Source organism: Ignavibacteriales bacterium, assembly GCA_026390795.1.
Lineage (GTDB): Bacteria > Bacteroidota > Ignavibacteria > Ignavibacteriales > Melioribacteraceae > Fen-1258.
On record JAPLFG010000003.1, the window covers coordinates 700,221 to 719,270 of the forward strand.

18 protein-coding genes are annotated in these 19,050 nt (G+C 36.2%); 7 read left to right on the plus strand and 11 right to left on the minus strand.

Translation table 11 applies throughout. From position 1 onward, the window contains the following. Positions 1 to 69: 69 nt before the first annotated feature. Positions 70 to 681 carry a hypothetical protein gene (locus tag NTX65_06670; protein ID MCX6169001.1) on the plus strand — a complete coding sequence of 204 codons (612 nt, stop codon included), beginning with the start codon at positions 70 to 72 and terminating at the stop codon, positions 679 to 681. A gap of 36 nt (positions 682 to 717) precedes the next feature. Continuing rightward, on the plus strand, positions 718 to 1,218 hold the full coding sequence (locus NTX65_06675; protein ID MCX6169002.1) for a histidine phosphatase family protein: 501 nt from the start codon (positions 718 to 720) through the stop codon (positions 1,216 to 1,218). A gap of 13 nt (positions 1,219 to 1,231) precedes the next feature. Here the strand turns inward: NTX65_06675 and NTX65_06680 are convergent, their stop codons facing one another. Both NTX65_06680 and NTX65_06685 read right to left on the minus strand, forming a co-directional pair. Further along, positions 1,232 to 1,789: a hydrolase gene (locus tag NTX65_06680; protein MCX6169003.1), complete on the minus strand. Its 558-nt coding sequence runs from the start codon at positions 1,787 to 1,789 to the stop codon at positions 1,232 to 1,234. Between the two features lie 33 nt (positions 1,790 to 1,822). Continuing rightward, positions 1,823 to 2,659 carry a hypothetical protein gene (locus tag NTX65_06685; GenBank protein ID MCX6169004.1) on the minus strand — a complete coding sequence of 279 codons (837 nt, stop codon included), beginning with the start codon at positions 2,657 to 2,659 and terminating at the stop codon, positions 1,823 to 1,825. A gap of 100 nt (positions 2,660 to 2,759) precedes the next feature. Here NTX65_06685 and NTX65_06690 point away from each other — a divergent pair, with 100 nt between their 5' ends. Beyond that, complete coding sequence (locus NTX65_06690; protein MCX6169005.1) at positions 2,760 to 3,812, plus strand: ATP-grasp domain-containing protein; 1,053 nt, start codon at positions 2,760 to 2,762, stop codon at positions 3,810 to 3,812. A 15-nt stretch (positions 3,813 to 3,827) separates the two neighbouring features. Here NTX65_06690 and cobO read toward each other — a convergent pair whose 3' ends face one another. The 5 genes from cobO to NTX65_06715 all read right to left on the minus strand — a co-directional run bounded on the left by cobO (position 3,828) and on the right by NTX65_06715 (position 10,406). Then, positions 3,828 to 4,361 carry a cob(I)yrinic acid a,c-diamide adenosyltransferase gene (gene cobO, locus NTX65_06695; GenBank protein ID MCX6169006.1) on the minus strand — a complete coding sequence of 178 codons (534 nt, stop codon included), beginning with the start codon at positions 4,359 to 4,361 and terminating at the stop codon, positions 3,828 to 3,830. Positions 4,362 to 4,699: 338 nt separating this feature from the next. Beyond that, complete coding sequence (locus tag NTX65_06700) at positions 4,700 to 6,880, minus strand: S46 family peptidase (GenBank protein ID MCX6169007.1); 2,181 nt, start codon at positions 6,878 to 6,880, stop codon at positions 4,700 to 4,702. Positions 6,881 to 7,024: 144 nt separating this feature from the next. Next, complete coding sequence (locus NTX65_06705; GenBank protein ID MCX6169008.1) at positions 7,025 to 9,160, minus strand: S46 family peptidase; 2,136 nt, start codon at positions 9,158 to 9,160, stop codon at positions 7,025 to 7,027. 212 nt (positions 9,161 to 9,372) lie between these two features. Further along, positions 9,373 to 9,822, minus strand: a complete 450-nt coding sequence (locus NTX65_06710; protein MCX6169009.1) for a MarR family transcriptional regulator — start codon at positions 9,820 to 9,822, stop codon at positions 9,373 to 9,375. Continuing rightward, positions 9,819 to 10,406, minus strand: coding sequence for a YceI family protein (locus NTX65_06715; GenBank protein MCX6169010.1), 588 nt, complete (start codon positions 10,404 to 10,406; stop codon positions 9,819 to 9,821). The genes NTX65_06710 and NTX65_06715 overlap by 4 nt, the downstream gene beginning before the upstream one ends. Positions 10,407 to 10,580: 174 nt before the next feature. Here NTX65_06715 and NTX65_06720 point away from each other — a divergent pair, with 174 nt between their 5' ends. From NTX65_06720 to NTX65_06730, 3 genes are all read left to right on the plus strand, one after another. Next, positions 10,581 to 10,727, plus strand: a complete 147-nt coding sequence (locus NTX65_06720; GenBank protein MCX6169011.1) for a hypothetical protein — start codon at positions 10,581 to 10,583, stop codon at positions 10,725 to 10,727. A gap of 281 nt (positions 10,728 to 11,008) precedes the next feature. Then, positions 11,009 to 12,355, plus strand: a complete 1,347-nt coding sequence (locus NTX65_06725; GenBank protein ID MCX6169012.1) for a phosphomannomutase/phosphoglucomutase — start codon at positions 11,009 to 11,011, stop codon at positions 12,353 to 12,355. A 61-nt stretch (positions 12,356 to 12,416) separates the two neighbouring features. Beyond that, positions 12,417 to 12,635, plus strand: a complete 219-nt coding sequence (locus NTX65_06730; protein MCX6169013.1) for a hypothetical protein — start codon at positions 12,417 to 12,419, stop codon at positions 12,633 to 12,635. Between the two features lie 67 nt (positions 12,636 to 12,702). Here NTX65_06730 and NTX65_06735 read toward each other — a convergent pair whose 3' ends face one another. Further along, entirely contained in the window at positions 12,703 to 13,842 is a 1,140-nt protein-coding gene (locus NTX65_06735) for an aminotransferase class V-fold PLP-dependent enzyme (protein ID MCX6169014.1), read from the minus strand. 82 nt (positions 13,843 to 13,924) lie between these two features. Between NTX65_06735 and NTX65_06740 the strand changes: the two genes are divergently transcribed. Next, on the plus strand, positions 13,925 to 14,086 hold the full coding sequence (locus tag NTX65_06740; protein ID MCX6169015.1) for a hypothetical protein: 162 nt from the start codon (positions 13,925 to 13,927) through the stop codon (positions 14,084 to 14,086). 50 nt (positions 14,087 to 14,136) lie between these two features. On the opposite strand, the gene pepF is transcribed toward NTX65_06740, so the two are convergent. The 3 genes from pepF to NTX65_06755 form a co-directional block, all read right to left on the minus strand. Continuing rightward, positions 14,137 to 16,017 (minus strand): oligoendopeptidase F, encoded by a 1,881-nt coding sequence (gene pepF / locus NTX65_06745; protein MCX6169016.1) that lies wholly within the window; start codon positions 16,015 to 16,017, stop codon positions 14,137 to 14,139. Between the two features lie 160 nt (positions 16,018 to 16,177). Beyond that, positions 16,178 to 18,157 carry an oligopeptide transporter, OPT family gene (locus NTX65_06750; GenBank protein ID MCX6169017.1) on the minus strand — a complete coding sequence of 660 codons (1,980 nt, stop codon included), beginning with the start codon at positions 18,155 to 18,157 and terminating at the stop codon, positions 16,178 to 16,180. A gap of 106 nt (positions 18,158 to 18,263) precedes the next feature. Next, positions 18,264 to 19,028 (minus strand): hypothetical protein, encoded by a 765-nt coding sequence (locus NTX65_06755; GenBank protein MCX6169018.1) that lies wholly within the window; start codon positions 19,026 to 19,028, stop codon positions 18,264 to 18,266. Positions 19,029 to 19,050: the final 22 nt, after the last annotated feature.

Genomic DNA, 19,050 nt, shown 5'->3' on the forward strand with positions numbered 1-19,050 from the left:
ATAATTTCGTTCGTCTCTTTATTTTATTTTCTTAAATTCCTTTTGAAATTTTAGATAATGATATATTTGATGCACAAATCACACCTTCAAAAAGTCGAAGACTATGTTCTTTTCATTCTTACCGAGAGAACTCCAATTCAAAATAGATATCACAGTGTTGCTCATACTCAAGATGTAGTTAATTCAAGTATCGAGATCGGTATAGGCGAAAACCTAACTCCGGACGAAATGGAAATCGTTCAAATCTCTGCATGGTTTCATGATATTGGGTACATAGATAAATCGGAAGGTCATGAAGAGATTAGCGCCATGTATGCCAGTAATTTTTTATCCGAAGAAAATTATCCCGCTGACCGGATTGAAGCAGTCATTGGCTCTATTATTGCGACTAAGGTTCCTCAAAAACCTAAGAATAAATTGGAAAAAATAATTTGCGACTCGGATCTTAATCACATAGGCAGAAAAGTATTTTTCGAGCGGAATGATTTATTCAGAATAGAGTATGAAAATCAGATAAACCGTAAACTATCAGAGTATGAATGGATAACAAAGACAATTGATTTTATAACGCGACATCATTTTTTCACCGAATATGCTCTCAAGAATTTTTCCGCACAGAAAGAAATAAATTTAAAAATTCTTCAAGAGCAACTTGATCAAATAATTAATCAATCCAGATAATTTTTTTCAAACCGCCGTCTGAAAACTGCTTACTTTATGAAAACACTTTATCTAATTCGTCATGCTAAATCAAGCTGGGATGACCAAGACCAAACCGATTTTGACCGCCCGCTAAATAAGCGAGGCAAACACGATGCACCTTTGATGGCGGACATACTAAAAATGAAAAGTGTCGAACCCGATTTAATAATAAGCAGTCCGGCTAACCGCGCACTCTCAACCGCAATAATATTTGCAGAAATACTAGAGTATGATCTTAATACGATAACAACTGATGAAAGGATTTACGAAGCCGGAATAAAAGAATTAATAACTCTAGTTCGTGAAATTGACGACATGAATAATACAGTAATCATCTTCGGTCACAATCCGGGTTTTACTTCTTTCACAAATTTATTAGGCGATAAATATATTCCCGATATGCCGACATGTTCGATTGTTGGATTGGAACTTGGAGTTGCGCAGTGGGATCAAGCCGAAAGACATTGCGGAAAAATCTTTTTATTTGAATATCCTAAAAAACAAATAATCAATTGAAGTGATTGAGGGACTACTTAACCAGCTTTGATATTGCCTTAAACTCATCAGTACCGCAAATATTAAGTAATTCAAACAACACAGATTCGGTCAAAGTAATTTCTGCACCGTTACTTTCCATGCGTCGAATCGCAATCTCGTAATCAAATTTTCTACGGGAAGAAACTGCATCTGCGGCAACGTGAACTTGAAATCCTTCCGAAAGTAAGTCCAATACTGTTTGTATAACGCAAACATGCGATTCAATTCCGCATACAACAATTTGTTTAATTCTTTTTCCTTTTAACTCTTCGAACAAATCGCCGGCACCGCTGCAGCTAAATGTCATTTTATGAATTGCTTCTGTATTATCAAGTGCGGTTTTGATCTTCGATTCGGTCGGTCCAAGTCCTTTTGGATATTGTTCCGTGAAGTAGATTGGTACAGATAAAATTTTAAAACCGTTAATAAGTTTCAAAGTATTTTCCACAACTCGTTCAGACTCTAAAATAACAGGAAGAATTTTTTCCTGCATATCAATTACAAGTAATGCCGAGCTTTCTCTATGCAAAATATATTGACTTCTTCCCATCATGACATTCAATCTGCAATTCTAAATTATCAATTAGTAAATCGGGTTCATTCCATATTTTCCGCATGAATACATCATTAGAATAGAAGCAAGATCTATTGCGGCGCGCTTTTCATCATCTTCGTGAACAACCAGATCATACACTTCGGCAATAAATTTCATATTGGCCAATATTTTTTTTAATTCGGAATAGGTTGGTTCACCATGCCAATTGGCAACGCGTTTAACTAGATTTTCTTCATTACGCCGGAGGAATTCTGAAAATGTAATGATATTATAACTCAACTTTGTACGCGGTTTACAAATGTTTATTAAATCGTTTGTGTATTGATCCCACTTTTTAGCTATGTCTTCATTTTTATCATACATCACTTCTTTCGCATTATCTAAAGTAAATTTTGCGCGGGTTTGAACTTTAGATTTTGGAAGAAGTGCATATCCGTCGAAACTTTTTATACCGGTTCCCTTCTCAACATATTTCCACCTTCTTGCAAGCTGCCCGGCAGTTTGAATAGAAACAACTTTATCAAGTTCGCTGTCGATAACAACAAATTTTCCCTGCTGGTAAGTTACAACCGTGCACCAATGTTCCCAATTTTTTACACTTAAAATGCAAGGGTGTCCTTTCTTAAGTTCACCAATCAGCATTCTGCGAGCATCGTCGGGATTACTTGATTGAAAATGTTTTAGTTTGCAGCTGAATCTTCGTGCTGCTCTTGAAAGTCCAATCTCATCGGTGCCGGACCACCAGGTGCTGCCGGCAATTGTTCCAATTTGATCTTCATCTTTAAAAATACCAAGCATTACCAGAGCATATTTTAAAGCGAATGGACCGCATTGGTATTTGTTAGGTTGTGGGTAGAAACTCATTTTCTGAAATATTTATCCTTCATGTTCAGAGACAAAAATAACAAAACTTTTGATATGCAAAACAAAATTGTCTAACTTTCTAAAAAAAAATATCCTTATAATGAAAGTAGCTATAGTATACAACGAAGTAAACCCGGACTTGTACCAGAAGACGAAAGGAAGAGCCAAGGACCTTGACTTTAAGCCCGTTTTTGGGTTGGAAAGTTTGAATCCCATCTCCGAATATGAAGATATGGCTAAATCCTTGCAAAAAGTCGGTTATGATGCATATACATTAAATATAATGGATAGCCTGCAACTTCTTATAAAAGATTTAGAAAAAAATAAACCGGATGTTGTTTTCAATTTGGTAGAAATATTTAAGGACCAACCGCGTCTTGAGATGAGTTTTACCGGAATCTTAGAATTGCTAAATGTAACATACACCGGGGCTCCGCCAATGGCTCTGGGCACATGTCAAAATAAAACTTTAACAAAAAGAATTCTTGGCACTCTGGGAATCCGTACTCCGCGATATAAAATAATTAAAAACATGGACCGGTCATTCCGGCTTGGACTGCGTTATCCTCTAATTGTAAAGCCTGCGTGGGAAGACGCAAGTGTCGGCATTGAGAATGATTCAATTGTAAATAACGTTGATGAATTGAAGAAACGAATTGAATATGTTTTTAATTCTTTCAAACAGCCCGCTCTTGTTGAAGAGTTTATTGTTGGCAGAGAATTAAATGTTTCAGTCTTCGGTGATAAAAATCCATCTGTATTACCAATCAGTGAGATTGATTTTTCACGAATGCCGGAAAATTTGCATCCCATAGTAAGTTTTCAGGCAAAGTGGGACCCAATGCATGAAGCATATCATAAAACAATTCCAATTTGCCCGGCTATTTTACCAGATGAAATACGGGAAGAAGCTGAAAGGATGGCTCTGCAATGCGTCCGCGCCGTTGGAACCCGCGATTACTCACGAGTTGATATGCGTCTTTCGAAAGATGATAATAAACTTTATGTGCTCGAGGTTAATCCGAATCCGGATTTAACCGAAGGAGCGGGATTTATGCGGTCTGCCAAAAATGCGGGATATTCTTACAAAAAAACTTTAAAGATGATTGTAGATTTTGCGTATGAAAGAAAGAAGATAGCAATTAGCCGTTAGCTTTTGTCACATGTTTTAAGAATCAATTCCTTTACGTGATAAAATTCCCTTTTGATAGTAATGTTTTACCTCATTCATTTCTGTTACAAGATCTGCACGGTCAATAAGAACTTGCGGACAATATCTCCCGGTCAGAATCAATTCAACATTTTCCGGTTTTGAATCTAAAAATGCCAAAACATTATCCGCAGTAAATAGCCCGAAATAAATTGCAACACAAATTTCATCAAGTATGATCAAGTTATAATTGTTGCTAAGCATTTTTTCTTTTGCAGTTTGGAGGGCAAGCTTGGCTTTGTCTATTTCTTCTTGCGGCGGCAGTTCTTTTCTAAATACATAATCATCCTTTCCAACTTTTTCAATTGTTATCCATTCGCTTAATTTTTTCAGACTAATCGATTCGTTGTAAGGAAAATCTTTCATGAATTGGATGATGTAAGATTTAAGACCGGCACCGGCAGCCCGCACCGCTAAACCGATTGCGGCGGTTGTTTTGCCTTTTCCGTTTCCTGTATAGATTTGAATATATCCGTGCGCAAAATAATTCATCAAGAATGTAGTCTATTTTTCCTAAAGGATAATTTTCTGATCTCAGCTTGCTGTATAATTTGATCTCGTTCCTGCTGTGAGTATTGAGTCCATTGGATTATCTCATCTATGGTGCGTAGGCATCCTCTACAATAATGCGTTACCGGATCCATAATACATTTCTTGTTACATGGCGAAAATTGATTTTGACTGGAATGCATGCATTCCCTTTCGTTTTTTGTTTTCCCCATTCTTCATTAACCATAAATTAGGGAATAAAAGTTTCAAATGAAGATAAAAAAGGGCCGAATAAAATTCGACCCTTTTATGTTATAACTTTAGATTTTCATTCTTTACCTTTATTTCATCTTACCATCTTTTAATTCATCTGCAAGACGATCAAACTTGTAAACGTTTTTAATTGCTTCATACATACCTTTCGAATCAACGCCTACTGTTCTGTTATATGAAGGTAAATAGATGAAATTACCTTGAAGACTTTCGATATTACCGTCAAAGGCAAGACCGATTACTTCTGCGTTCTTATTAATAACGGCGCTTCCCGAGTTTCCACCAACTATATCATTTGTTGCAATGAAATTAACGGGAGTCTTCAAATCCAAATCCTTTGGAATATTCTTCCATCTTTCAGGAAGATTGAAAGGATATTTTCCTTCGAATCCGTAAAATCGATCGTACATTCCGAAAAATGTTGTTTTGATTGGGGCGATTGTTCCGTTGTATTCATTCCCTTTCAAAACACCATCGCTCAATCTTAAAGTTCTGTTTGCATCAGGTGTAACCGATGTTCCGTAAGTTTTATAGAGAATTTGTCCCAACAATCCAAATGCGATGTTTTCTGTGTCCATAATTTCTCTTTGCTCAATTCTCAACGGTTCAATCTTATCGTAAACTTTTGCGTAGTACTGAACAAACGGATCATTTAAGGCTAAGATTTCTTCCGGAGTTTTTTTGAAGAGTTCTTGAACAGCGGCTTTATTTGTGAAGAGCGATTTAGCAACCAATTCTTTAGCCGCATCTTTACCTTCTTTTGCCTGATAAAATCTTGTAACATTTGCGTCGTTCTTGCCAAGATTCATTGTAATAAAATCAAGGTCAATCTCTAATTTTGCTTCTTCAAGCAGATTATCAAAATTATCAGGATACAAATTATCAGTAAATCCAGGTGTTAGACTGCCGCCTCTTCTTGCACCTCCAAAACGCGCAGCTCGCTGATTAGCTTCTTCAGCTAATTCTTTCTTTTTTTCTTCCGGCAGCATTTGATACTTTGCATAAGCAACTAATTCATTTGCAATCATCATATAGCGGGAGGAATATTGTCTGTTTGGTGCAAAGGCAGCTAACTTTGGCTCAACTTTTCTAAGTTCTTCACGTGTAGTTTCGATTGTCTTCCAAACATGTCCGTATTGTTTGGTTAATTCCGGATTGCTAAAAACTACTTTTTGAAGTTTCTTCTCGAAATCTTTTTTACGTGCTATCAAGTATGGATCATTTAAAGCTTTGTATGTATTAACAGTATTTTTCCAACCGTTACTAAATACAAGGCGCATTGCTTCATAGGCGGCTGCATTTTTGGGATTAACTGATTTTAATTGATCAAGACGATTGTAAACATTATCAGAGAGAAACGCGCTGTTACGGTATGTAATATCTCTTAAATATTCTAGCTGAGCCACAGTTCTTAATCTATTTGTAGATCCGGGATTACCAACGGTAAAAACAAGTTCACCGTCAGATGCACCGTTTGCACTCCATTTGAAATAATGATCGGATTTAATCGGCTTGCCATCATCACTATAAATTCTTAAGAATGTACAGTCGAGATCGTAACGCGGATATGTGAAATTATCAGGATCTCCGCCGTAAGAAGCAATTTGTTCTTCCGGTTGAAATACTAAACGAACATCGGTATAAGTTTTGAATCCTTGAACAAAGAATAAACTTCCATTGTAATATGAAACGACGTCACATTTTAATTTTGTTTCTGCTTCATATTGTTTTTTCAATTCTTCCATTTTGGTATTACGTAAATCGATCTTTTCTTTTTCATCTTTTCCTTTTTCTAAAGCAGTCAATACTTCTTTTGTAACATCTTTCAGCATAACTAATTGTTCGGCCGTATAGTTTGGAACTTTTCTCTCATCTGCTAGAGTCGGCGCAAAGAAGGCTGTACTTGCCAGATCTTCTCCATCTTTTTGGACTTGTCTTCTGGTTCCGCGTGAACAATGATTATTCGTCATTATCAAACCGTCTTCAGAAACAAATGAAGCTGTACATCCGGGAATACGCAATGCCGATAAACGAACATCATCAAACCATTCCTGTGTTGCTTTGAATCCGTATGTTTTTTCTAAATAATCGAATGGAGGAAATTCAAAAGTCCACATCTTTCCGGTATCAAGTTTTTGTGATTTTACAGTATCCTGATTGATTGTCTGAGCATTGAACTGAAATGAGAAAACAACTATCAGTAAAAGAGAAATTGTTAAATATCTCTTAACATTTGAAAAATTTTTCATAAACCACCTGTGCGTTAATTGTAGAATAGCTAGAATGCTATCCAAAAAATAAGATAGCTGTCGCTGCCAACCAATAAAGTTGCCGGAGTGAATTGTTAAATTTTGTTAAAAAAAAGCCCTCTAATTCGAGGGCTTCAATAAAAATTATTTTCTTAATTCATCGGGTATTTTTCCCGTTTTTAATTCTTCTGCAACTCTTTGTGCGCCAAGTAAATCTTGAAGAATCTCAAGAATTCCCTGTGATGCAACTGAGACACTTCTGTTTGCTTCAGTTGTAAAGATAAAATTGCCTGCCAAACTTTCCATGTTGCCATCAAATACGGCACCGACTACTTCTGCTTTCGTGTTGATAATAGCACTGCCTGAATTTCCGCCAATGATATCATTTGTACTGATGAAATTATATGGAGTACTAAGATCGAAATCGGGATTCAGTTTTGTCCATCGTGCAGGTAGATCCCAAGGATACTGTTTCTTGTGAGAATAATATCTGTCATATAATCCGTAGAAAGTCGTAATTGTTGGTGCGATTGTTCCGTTGTATTTGTAGCTTTTCATAACACCATCGCTTATACGTAGTGTAAATGTTGCATCGGGTGGAATTGATGTTCCATACACAGCATATAATACTTGTCCCAATTGACTTTCCAACGCTTGTTCTGTTTCACTAATTTCTTTTGACTTAGCAGCAAATTCTTTTGCCTTGTCTTGTGTATTAAGTATATAATAAATGAACGGATCGTTAGAATTTAATATTGCGTCTGCATCTTTTTTTGCCAGTTCAATTACATTTTCTTTTGATGTGAGAGATGAGTTCTTTAATGCATAATCGGCAGCTGCTTTTCCGCTCAAACCATTGAACATTTTTTTAACTAATGTGTTATTGTTGCCAAGATTCATAATAAAATAATCTGCCATCATAGCAGTTAGTTTGCTATTCATGCTTTCATTTACTTTTTCCGGGAATAAACCGTTTATTGTAGCGTCTAACTTATCGGCTTTGTAATCGGGAGCTCTTTCAGCTTCCGGTTTTTTAAGATTGTTTGCCAGTTCAACTACTTTTCTTGCAATAGAGAAATAAACTGGAGCCGTACGAGGAGAGATACTATAAGCGGCAGCTTCAAACGCAAATTTTCTTGCTTCATTTCTCGTTTGTTCTATTCCTTCCCATAGATGACCGTATTTGTTAGTGAGTTCCGGACTAGCCGCAACTGCATCTTTAAGCTTTTTCTCAAAATCTTTCTTACGAGCCATAAATTGTGGATCTTCTAAACCGGCAAGAACACCGGTGAAAACTTTTGCACTGTTACCAATGAAAAATTGCTGTCCTCTGTATTCATCTGCTTTAGCAGGTTCTTCCGCAATCATTTCATCATAAATTGAAAAAAGACGATTCAAAAGAAATGTGCCGTTTTTATAAGTAACATCTCTGTAATATTCAAGCTGTGCAACTGTTTTTAATCTCTGTGTTGAACCAGGATTTCCGACAACAAACAGAAGTTCATTTTCTTGTGCACCGTTTTGACTGAACTTGTAAAAATTTTCTGTCTTCATTGGTTTGCCGTTTTCATCATAAGCGCGGAGAAAAGCAAAATCTGCATCATATCGCGGATAAGTAAAGTTATCCGGATCGCCGCCATATAAACCTACTACTCTTTCATTCGAGTAAACTAAACGAATATCATTGTACGTTTTATATCCATATAAGGAAAATTTACTTCCGTTATAAAGAGAAGTAACCTTACAATTTAATCCTGTGTCTTTATTGTATTTGGCTTCCAATTCTTTAATTGCGCTGTTTCTTTTTTCAATTTTTTCCGCATCAGTTTTACCTGAATTAAAAGCTTCCATAACTGGAGCAGTTACATCTTCAATAAGAACAAGTTGTTCTACATAAGTCGGAGCTTTTCTTTCATCAGCTAAAGTTGGTGCGAAAAAACCATTCTTCGGTATGTTTTCACCATCTTTGCTCAATTTTTCAAGAAATCCATCAACACAATGATGGTTTGTCATAATCAATCCATCTTCGGATACAAATGAAGCCGAACATCCTCCACCAAATCTTAGCGCGGCTAGTCTTACTTTTTTTAACCATTCATCGGATGCATCAAAACCGTACGTTGATTTAATATAAGCGTTAGGGTAATCTTCAAACGTCCACATTTTTCCCGTATCAAACTTTTGTGCTTTGACTGTATCTAAGTTAGATTGGGCACTTAACGGAAGGATGAAAACAAATAAAAATGAAAAAATTATTGATTTGAATAATGCTCTTTTCATACAACACCTTTTGTTATTGATTGTGATATTGAATTGCGTCAAAAATAAAACACTTCGGAATGATAACCAAGACATCCGAGACCGAGATTAGACGAAACAGAGGAAGATATTCCTCATAAAATCATTTTAAAATTAAGATTTGTGAGAAAAGATTTAAAAAAGGAAGGACGACCTGAGTCGTCCTTATAAAAAAGAGCAAATTCTAGTGTAATTCACCCTCTTAGTTTATCTAATAGCTCGTTCAGCTTTTTGGATTCCGAAACAGAAAGGTTTTTGAAAAGTGAATCATATTTTTCATTTAACTTATCCATCTCCAATAGTAATTTTAAACCATCTTCCGTTATGATTACATCTACACATCTCCGGTCATCTAATGAAAGATTTCTCTTTACGAAACCTTTGATGCGTAAACGTTCCACAAGTCTTGATGCGTCTGACATTTTATCGAGCATCCTTTCCTTCAGCAAATTAATTGTTGCGGGATTTGGATACTGCCCTCTAAGTATACGCAGAATATTGAATTGATTACTTGTTATTTTATACTTAGTAAAAAGTTTGGATTGCGAATTCATTAACCAGCCGTAAGTGTAAATAACATTTACGGCAAGTTTGTGATACTCATTCCGAAACTTAGACTGTTTTATTTCTTTTTCGAGCTTCATTTCGATTTTTGTAACTCAAGATTAACAGTCATTTCAACTGTTTTACCCACAACTGCACCGCCGGCTTCGATGAGCGCATTCCATTTCAAATTATAATCGAAACGGTTAATTTCACCTTTAATTTTAAATCCGGCTTTAATATTTCCATATGGATCTTTTACCGAACCGTTATAAACAACATCAAGAGTTACTTCTTTAGTTACATCTCGGATTGTAAGATCGCCAACAAGTTTGTAATTCTTGCCACTTACTTTCTTAAAAGATTTTCCTTTGAACGTCAGTTTCGGAAATTTTTCGGCATTAAAAAAATCATCCGATTTAAGATGTTTATCGCGGGAATCATTATCGGTACTAATGCTGTTAACATCTGCCGAGAAATCAATCTTGGCATCTGTAAAATCATCTTTGGATGATTCAATATTTGCATCAAATGATTTGAATTCACCGCTAACTTCCGATATTACAAGATGAGTAACTGTAAACTGAACTTTGGAATGAGCTTTATCTACAGTCCATTTTGTTTGTGCATTAATAGTCATGAGACTGATTAACAACAGAATTGCTGCAAAACGAAGTTTTGCCATTTGGAACTCCTATATATTAGTTTATATTTAGTACGAGTTAGAATAAATGTTGCGACGTTTAATGTTGTAACGTATATGCTGGTTTATTAGTTCCCAACATGAAATTGCGGCAAGGTTTTCTGGGGTGGATATTATACAGTCAGCTTAATTACATAAAAATCTCCGGATACATAAATGGTTGTATTTTTCTTTCATCTTCAGAAGTACCATTACAAAGATGGCACTTGCGGGTATAAAAAACGACCGGTTCTTCAGATCCTTCAAGAGAAAAGAAATTTACAATCGAATGGCAGTTTCTGCATTGCACTATATGATTTGTAAATAAACGCTTCACGCAATCATTGCAAAGGAAATCAGTATCTGTGTATTTATCCTTTAGTTCGATTGGGAAAATCGTATTACAATTTGAATTGCTGCAACAAGTAAATTTGTGCAGACTCGTAGAAATAGCTTCGATAACAGCCTCCTCATAGAAAACGTTGCAAATATAAACCAGCTATAGATTCATTTCGATGCAAAAATTAATCCTATAAGGTTAGTAAATCCTTTTGATTTGATTAAATTTGTTCAATAAAAAATTTTAAGAAATTTTGGAGAATCCGATGGAAAAAATTCAATCTTTCAAAGCATATGATATAAGAGGTAAAGTGCCGGGTGATTTGAACATTGACCTCGCCTATAAAATTGGTCGTACAATTGTAAAATATTTGAATGCTAAATCGATTGTGATCGGCAGAGATGTAAGAAAATCATCGCCGGAGCTTTCCGACGCTTTATCTAAAGGAATAAATGATGTAGGATGCGATGTTCTGGACCTTGGCTTGTGCGGAACAGAGATGATATACTTCGGTACACCATTCCTTAATGCTGACGGCGGAGTAATGATAACTGCAAGCCATAATCCACCTGAATACAATGGGTTGAAATTTGTGAAAAAAGGTTCGGTGCCAATGGGCTACGAATCCGGCTTGGACGTAATTGAACAAATGGTTCTTAAAAATGAACTCGTTGAGATGGCTGCTGTAAAAGGGAAAGTAATTCAAAAAAATATTATGAATGAATTTATTTCTAAAGTAACACAATTTTTTGACGCCAAGAAAATTCTACCGTATAAAGTAGTTGTGAATGCGGGTAACGGTTGTGCGGGCCCGGCACTAGATGCTCTGGAAAAATATTTACCTATTGAAATGATAAAAGTTTTTCATGAACCGGATTCAAATTTCCCGAACGGTGTACCCAATCCCCTTCTCCCCGAAAACCGTCAGCCAACTATTGACGCAATTAAAAAATATGGCGCTGATCTTGGAGTTGCATGGGACGGCGATTACGACCGCTGCTTCTTTTTTGATGAACGTGGAAATTTTATTGAGGGATATTATATTGTTGGTTTGCTCGCCAAATCAATTTTAAAATTAAACCCGGGTGGCAAGATTGTTCATGATCCAAGACTCATTTGGAATACGATTGACGTTGTAAATAAAGCCGGTGGCGAAGCGATAGTCTCCAAGAGCGGACACGCATTCATAAAACAAAAAATGAGAGAAGTTAATTCAGTCTATGGCGGAGAAATGTCGGCACATCATTATTTCCGTGATAATTTTTATTCAGACAGCGGACTTATTCCATTTGTACTAATTCTTCAATTAATGTCTAATGAGAAATCAAAGCTTTCCGATCTTGTCGGTGAAATGATTAGTTCTTACCCATGTTCGGGGGAAATTAATTCAACTATCCCGGAACCGGCATTAATGATCCAGAAATTGAAAGAAAAATATTCGGATGGGATATTGGATGAATTAGATGGAGTTAGTATCGAATTTCCAAATTGGCGTTTTAACGTCAGAATGAGTAATACTGAGCCGCTTCTTCGTTTAAATGTTGAATCAAAAAAAGATGAAAAATTAATGCAAAAAAAAACCGATGAACTCTTGAAATTTATACGAGGATAGTTATATTTGCATAGAACAATTGATTAGTGTTGACGTCTAAAGACCAAAAAGGTAAATACAAATGCCGAAGGAACAAGAAAAAGCAATCGATGTTGATAAGCTTTTGAAGAATAAATTAAAAGCAGTGAGTATTGGTTCTTTAGAAAATTCTATTTCGAAAGTTGTAAGTGATATGGTTGGTGAAGATTACAAATGCACCATCGGAGAAGTTAAGTATACAATGTTCAGCGGTGCGGATTTTCACATTAAAATTGAATTAAGTTATAATCCAGAGCAATAAAGTTTAGGGAGTTGCGGCTGGGCTTAGGTCTCCCCCCAACCTGGGTCTGGCTCTTCTCCCTAGTTTTTTATCTACCCCCAGTAATTTTTCCTAACTCATTAACAACATTTTCTATTTCATCTTTTGTGTTATAGAAATGCGGCGAAAACCGTATCATTCCTTCACGGACTGCCGAATATATTTTTCTCTTTTCTAATTCATCATAGATTCTTTTTGAATCTTCATGGCGGAAGGTTACAATTCCCGCTCTATTATTTTCAGTTACATTTTCTAGAATAGTTTTTATTCCTATCTGTGATAATTTTTCGATAAAGAAATTTGTGTTAACTAATATTTTATTTTCGACATTCTGCATTCCAAAATCTAGAAATAGATTCAGCATTGCATCAAATATTGCAACACCGAGGGCATTCACAGTTCCATTCTGAAAGCGGTCCGCGCTTGATTTTAGTGCGAGATCGTAATCAAGTAGATTCCACGCATTATCAACTGAAGTCCAACCGACATTTTTTTGATCAATCCGGTTTTGTAATTCTTCAGTTAGAAAGATATATGACAACCCTTGACTGCTCATAAACCATTTTTGCGTTCCGCCGGAGAGAAAATCAATTTTAGATTTGTTAACATCTATTTGAACCACACCGGCACCTTGAATGGCATCAACACAAAATATAATTCCACGCTGCCTACACAATTCACCAATAGCATCGATATCCGCACGGTAACCGGAAAGAAATTGAACTAGGCTTATCGAAACTAATTTTGTCCTTGGTGTTATCACCTTCTCAATATCTTCAATATCAACAATTCCATTGCGCGATTTTATCAGATCAATTTCAATTCCTCGTTTTTGTAGATTTAAAAAGGGATAGATGTTTGAAGGAAATTCAATGTCGTTCAAAATTATTCTATCGCCTTCTTTCAAATCCAATCCTTGAGCCAGAATATTCAATCCGTTTGAAACATTATCCACCCAGGCAAGACGGTCCGTCGTTGTTCCAAGAATCTTTCCAAGTTTTTCTTTCGCACCGCTGTTCCATTTCAATAAGAATGGATAATTCTCAATCTTAGAACCGCTCCGCTGCTGAGCATATTCATTTATGCGATTCAAGACAAGAGATGACCACGGCCCTATCGCCGCATGATTGAAATAGATCTGATCGGTCTGTAAGTGCGGAAACAAATTTCTGACTTCATTAATGTCCATATTTTCCCAATGAATTTGATTTTAATCCCTCTAAAATTATAGAAACTTTCCGATAATAAGATTAGAAATAAAGGAAATTGATATGTACAAACTATTAGAAATTGCCCGTGCGTTTTACGGAGTATTAGTTCCAAGAAAATCCCAGAAGAATTTTTTGCTTTTTGCGGAAAAATATTTGGATGAGCGATATTCAGTAGAAACTGCAGTCGGATTAGCACTTAGAAAATTGAACTTGAATAGATAGAAAATAAAAAGCCCCCAAATGCGGGGGCGTTTCAAGATCTTATAAAGAAATTATTTCTTCTTCAAAATTTCTTCCATTTGATCCATAACTTTATTCATCTTTGCCATTGTTAAATCAAATGCTTCGGATGATAAAGGATCAATTCCTGCTTTCTTAATTAACTCAATAGGATAATCTGAAGAACCGCCATTTAAGATATTGTAGAACTTATCAACTGCCGGCTGTCCTTCATTTAATATTTTTTCAGCAAATGCCGTAGCGTAGATCAGTGAAGTTGAATACTGATAAACGTAATAAGTGTAATTTACAAAGTGAGGAATATATGCCCATTCGTAAGCCACATAATCATCAACCACACATGCGCCTTCATCATTGCCATAATATTTCTTAACGATGTCATAATAGATCTTACTCATTTCCTCGCCGGTAAGAGGACTTCCATTTTCAATCCGTTTATGCATTTCCAATTCGAACTCTGCAAAAGAGGTTTGTCGGAATATTGTCGTACGTAGGAGATCGAGATATGAACCGAGCAAGAAAAGTTTTTCTTGATCGTTCTTTACTTTATTGACCATATAATCGTTAAGAAGAGTCTCGTTGATTGTAGAAGCGATCTCCGCAACGAATGTGGCGTACTGAGCATCAACAAAAGACTGATGTTTATTAGAGAAGTAACTATGCATTGTATGTCCCAGCTCATGAGTAAGAGTCGAAACAGAGCCGTAATCATCCGTCCAGTTGGTTAATATATATGGATGAGTATCGTACTGAGCACCTGAAGAATATGCCCCGCTCCTTTTACCGGTTGTTGGCATGTAGTCAATCCATCGTTCGTTAAATGCTTTCTTAACAGTCGCAACATATTTACTTCCCATTGGTTTGAAAACATCCAGCAAAAGTTTTTGTCCTTCTTCAATTGTGTATTTAAAATCAACAGATTTTACAAGCGGCGTATAAAGGTCGTAATAATGAAGTTTATCAACACCGAGCATTTTAGTTTTCAATTTTAGAAAGCGGTGCAACGTTGGTAGATTTTTATGAATTTGATCGATAAGATTTTCGTAGACAGAAACTGGGATTTTATTTCCGTTAAGAGAACTCTCAAGAACCGTTTTATAATTTCTATTTTTTGCGTAGAAATAATCAGCCCGGATTTTACCGGCTAGGTTCGCCCCAATTGTATTTTGAAATTTTTTATAATTCTCGAATGTTGATTTCATTACTAATTCACGGTCAGCCCGGTTTTCAACCGTTCTATATTTGGTGTATGCAGAAGAACTGAGTTCAACTTCTTCGCCAGTCGATAGTTTAACTTTGGCATTAGGTTTTTCCGCATTGTCAAAGATTCCGTAAACTTCATCCGGAGTTGAAGTAATTAGTCCTGCACTTGCAAGAATTTCTTCTTCGCGCGTGTTTAATGTATGTTCTCTCAGCCTTAGAATATCATCAACAAAAAATTTGAATTCATTTAATTCTTTTTTCTCGCCAAAAAACTTTTTGATCTTTTCATCTTCGATTTTTAGAATCTCCGGATTCATAAAAGCGGAAACTTCACCGAGTTTAGTGCCGAGTATTGTTGCCTGCTGATTCAAAGATTGGTTTGAACTGATACGTAAATCTTCATCTGCAACGCGTGCGGAGTAATCGGAAAGTTTATAGTAGCTTTTATAAATATCAAAAAATAAACGAAGAGCAGAATAAAATGTATCTGCACTTTCACCCAATTTCCCTTGATAATTTTTTAATCTATCAATTTGTTTATCAATTGATTCGCGGTCTTTCTGCCATTCATCAATACTTTTATAGAGAATGGAATTATCCCACTTAAATTTATCCGGAACATCTTTACGTTCTAGATTCTGAGCAAAAGTTGATTCTGATACCATTATAACCGCCAGAATGATTGTTAAAAAAATGAAAATGTGTCTCATTATTTCTCCTTAAAATTAGTAAATCAGCCGCATAAAAATTATGGAATAACTTTGTAATTTTAGTATCTCCGGTAATTCAAAAATTTTTCACCTAAAATATTTAATAGAAACAAAAACCCCCGGTGGACCGGGGGCGTCTAAGTTCATTTTAAAATTAGAATTAGTCTTCTTTCTTTGCGCGCAATGAATCCCAAATTGTATAAAGACAAAGAAGAGCAAACATTACAATCGAAAGTACTTCGGCAGAATTAGATTCAAACCATTCGGTCATAATCCAATTTGCGCCTGTGGACCTTATAATTACACTAACAACACCCATCAAAGCACCGCCGGCAATAAATCCGGATGCAATCAATGTTCCCCTTTCACGGCGAGCATTATTCAATCCTTCATCCTTACTTCTAGTTGATACATAATGAGCAATTAATCCACCGACCATGAGTGGAGTATTTATTTCTTGAGGTAAGTACATTCCTAATGCAAATGCTAGAACCGGCACTTTGACCATCACTAAAAGCAGTGCAATAACTGCACCGGCAATATATAGCATCCAGGGTGCCGGTTGATTTGACAGAAGAGGTTGAATGATTGCAGCCATTGCATTTGCTTGGGGAGCCGCAAGTCCGCCGCCAGCAAATCCATAAATTTTATCTAAGAGAGCAATAATCCAAACAACTGTCGCAGCCGAAATAATAGCACCGACAAATTTCCATTTTTCCTGTTTATATGGGGACGAACCTAACCAGTAACCAATTTTCAAATCTGTTACAAATGAGCCCGCAACAGATAAAGCGGTACAAACTACTCCGCCGATAATTAATGCGGAAACCATTCCGGCTGGTCCGGAAAGACCAACAGAAACAAGGATGATTGACGATAATACTAACGTCATCAAAGTCATACCTGAAACCGGATTGTTACCCGTAATAGCAATAGCATTCGCAGCAACAGTAGTGAATAGAAAAGACATTATCATTACAATTGCTAATCCAACTAAAGCATGGACTAAGTTGAATACTACGCCAAACATGAAAAATAGAAAGATCACAACTGCTGTAAGAATGATACCCACAACAATAATTTTCATCGAGAGATCACGTTGAGTGCGTAAATTTGCAGATTCTAAATTCTTTCCGCCAAATATTTCTTTAATGGCAAGTGAGAATGCAGACCGAATAACACCGGAGGAACGCACAATTCCAATAAATCCAGCCATAGCAATTGCACCAATACCAATGTGCCGAACATAATTTCTAAATATCAATTCGGCAGACATATCTTTAATAAGCATTGTTACTCCGGAACCAACAGTTACTGTTAGATCTGCACCGAAGTAAGCTATCAATGGAACGAACACGAAATATGATAAAAATGATCCGGCGACTATAATTGTTGAATACTTAAGACCAATTACATAACCAAGTCCAACAACAGCCGCACTTGTATTCAATCTGAATACTAATTTGAATTTATCAGCGAGAACTTCTCCTACACCTATTACGCGTGAAGTAAATATTTCAGACCAAGTACCAAATGTTGCGACTAAAAAATCGTAGATACCGCCGATAAGTCCACTTACGACAAGAATCAAAGCTTGCTTTCCACCCTTTTCTCCGGCAACTAAAATTTCTGTTGTTGCTGTTCCTTCTGGAAATGGAAGTTTGCCGTGCATTTCAGAAACAAAATATTTTCTAAATGGAACAAGAAAGAGTATTCCTAAAAATCCACCGAGCATTGATGCAAAGAACATCTGAAAGAAAGTTGCCTGAAGACCAAGAATATAAATTCCCGGTAAAGTAAAAATTGCACCCGCTACAACTGCACCGGATGAAGAGCCGATAGATTGAATAATTACGTTCTGACCCATTCCGCCTTTCTTGCCAAGCAGAGTAGTTAATCCAACTGCTAGAATCGCAATTGGAATTGCAGCTTCAAAAACTTGACCGACTTTTAATCCTAAGTATGCGGCGGCAGCTGAAAAAATTACTGCCATTACAAGTCCGGTGATTACGGAATAAGGTGTTACCTCGGGGAAAGCAATATGAGGCGACATAATTGGAACGTACTCTTCTCCGGGTTTTAATTCTGTGTAGGCGTTAACCGGTAATCCGCCATTGGTTGGTTTTTCGTTTGAACTCATTCATTATCTCCTAAAATTTAGGATTGAAAAAATGTTTCGATGTCATTCTTACTCTTGATTATGTTCTTGATCTCATTTTTGATCTTTTTCTTATTCTTACTCTGCATTACAAACTATGCGGAATACTATAAATAACTATCATAACTAACGCAGCAAGCATTGCCCACCACCCAGGTTTTTTATTCTTCTTTATCATGTAAAAGGCAAAGAGCCATATTATAAATGCAATCTGAGTTTTATTATCAGTAACATCATGACCAAACGGCCAGCCGCCCCATATATCTCCGAACGCTAATCCATTCATTGCAAACCCGAGTGCAAATCCACCGATGAATAAAACAATTACAGTCCAAAGTCCGAGTTTTTCATACCGCGGTTCTTTATTGAATAATTCGAGACCCGTTCTAGTGGATAACATCATAGCAAAAAACATCGCGAAAATATGTGGAATTAAAACCACCAAAGGGACATCATCTTTGAAACGGATAATTATGTTTTCACCCGCAGGCATCTTGACTGAGGACTGATCCTTAAATAACATTATGTAATATTCAAGCTTTTCTAATCTTTTTTGTGCCGGAAGCTCTGCTTTCAATATTTCCCCGCCGGTCATGTTAACTTCCGAAAATTCATTTTGAGTATTGAACTTTCTAAAATATAATTTTCCATGAATTGAGCTGTCGTTTGTAATAATCTCGATAAGATAATTGGAACTTGAACTGTGACTCCTTTCAAGTGTGCATGCAATTTCTTTTCTATCGAGAATTACTTTGCCAGACAGAGGAAATGTAGGGCCAGTTACACGTTGATAAAATGCAGAAATTAATGTTACTACAATTGCAATAAGCCAAAATAGTGTTGTTCTTTTCATCCGCAGCTCTTTTGTTTTTGTG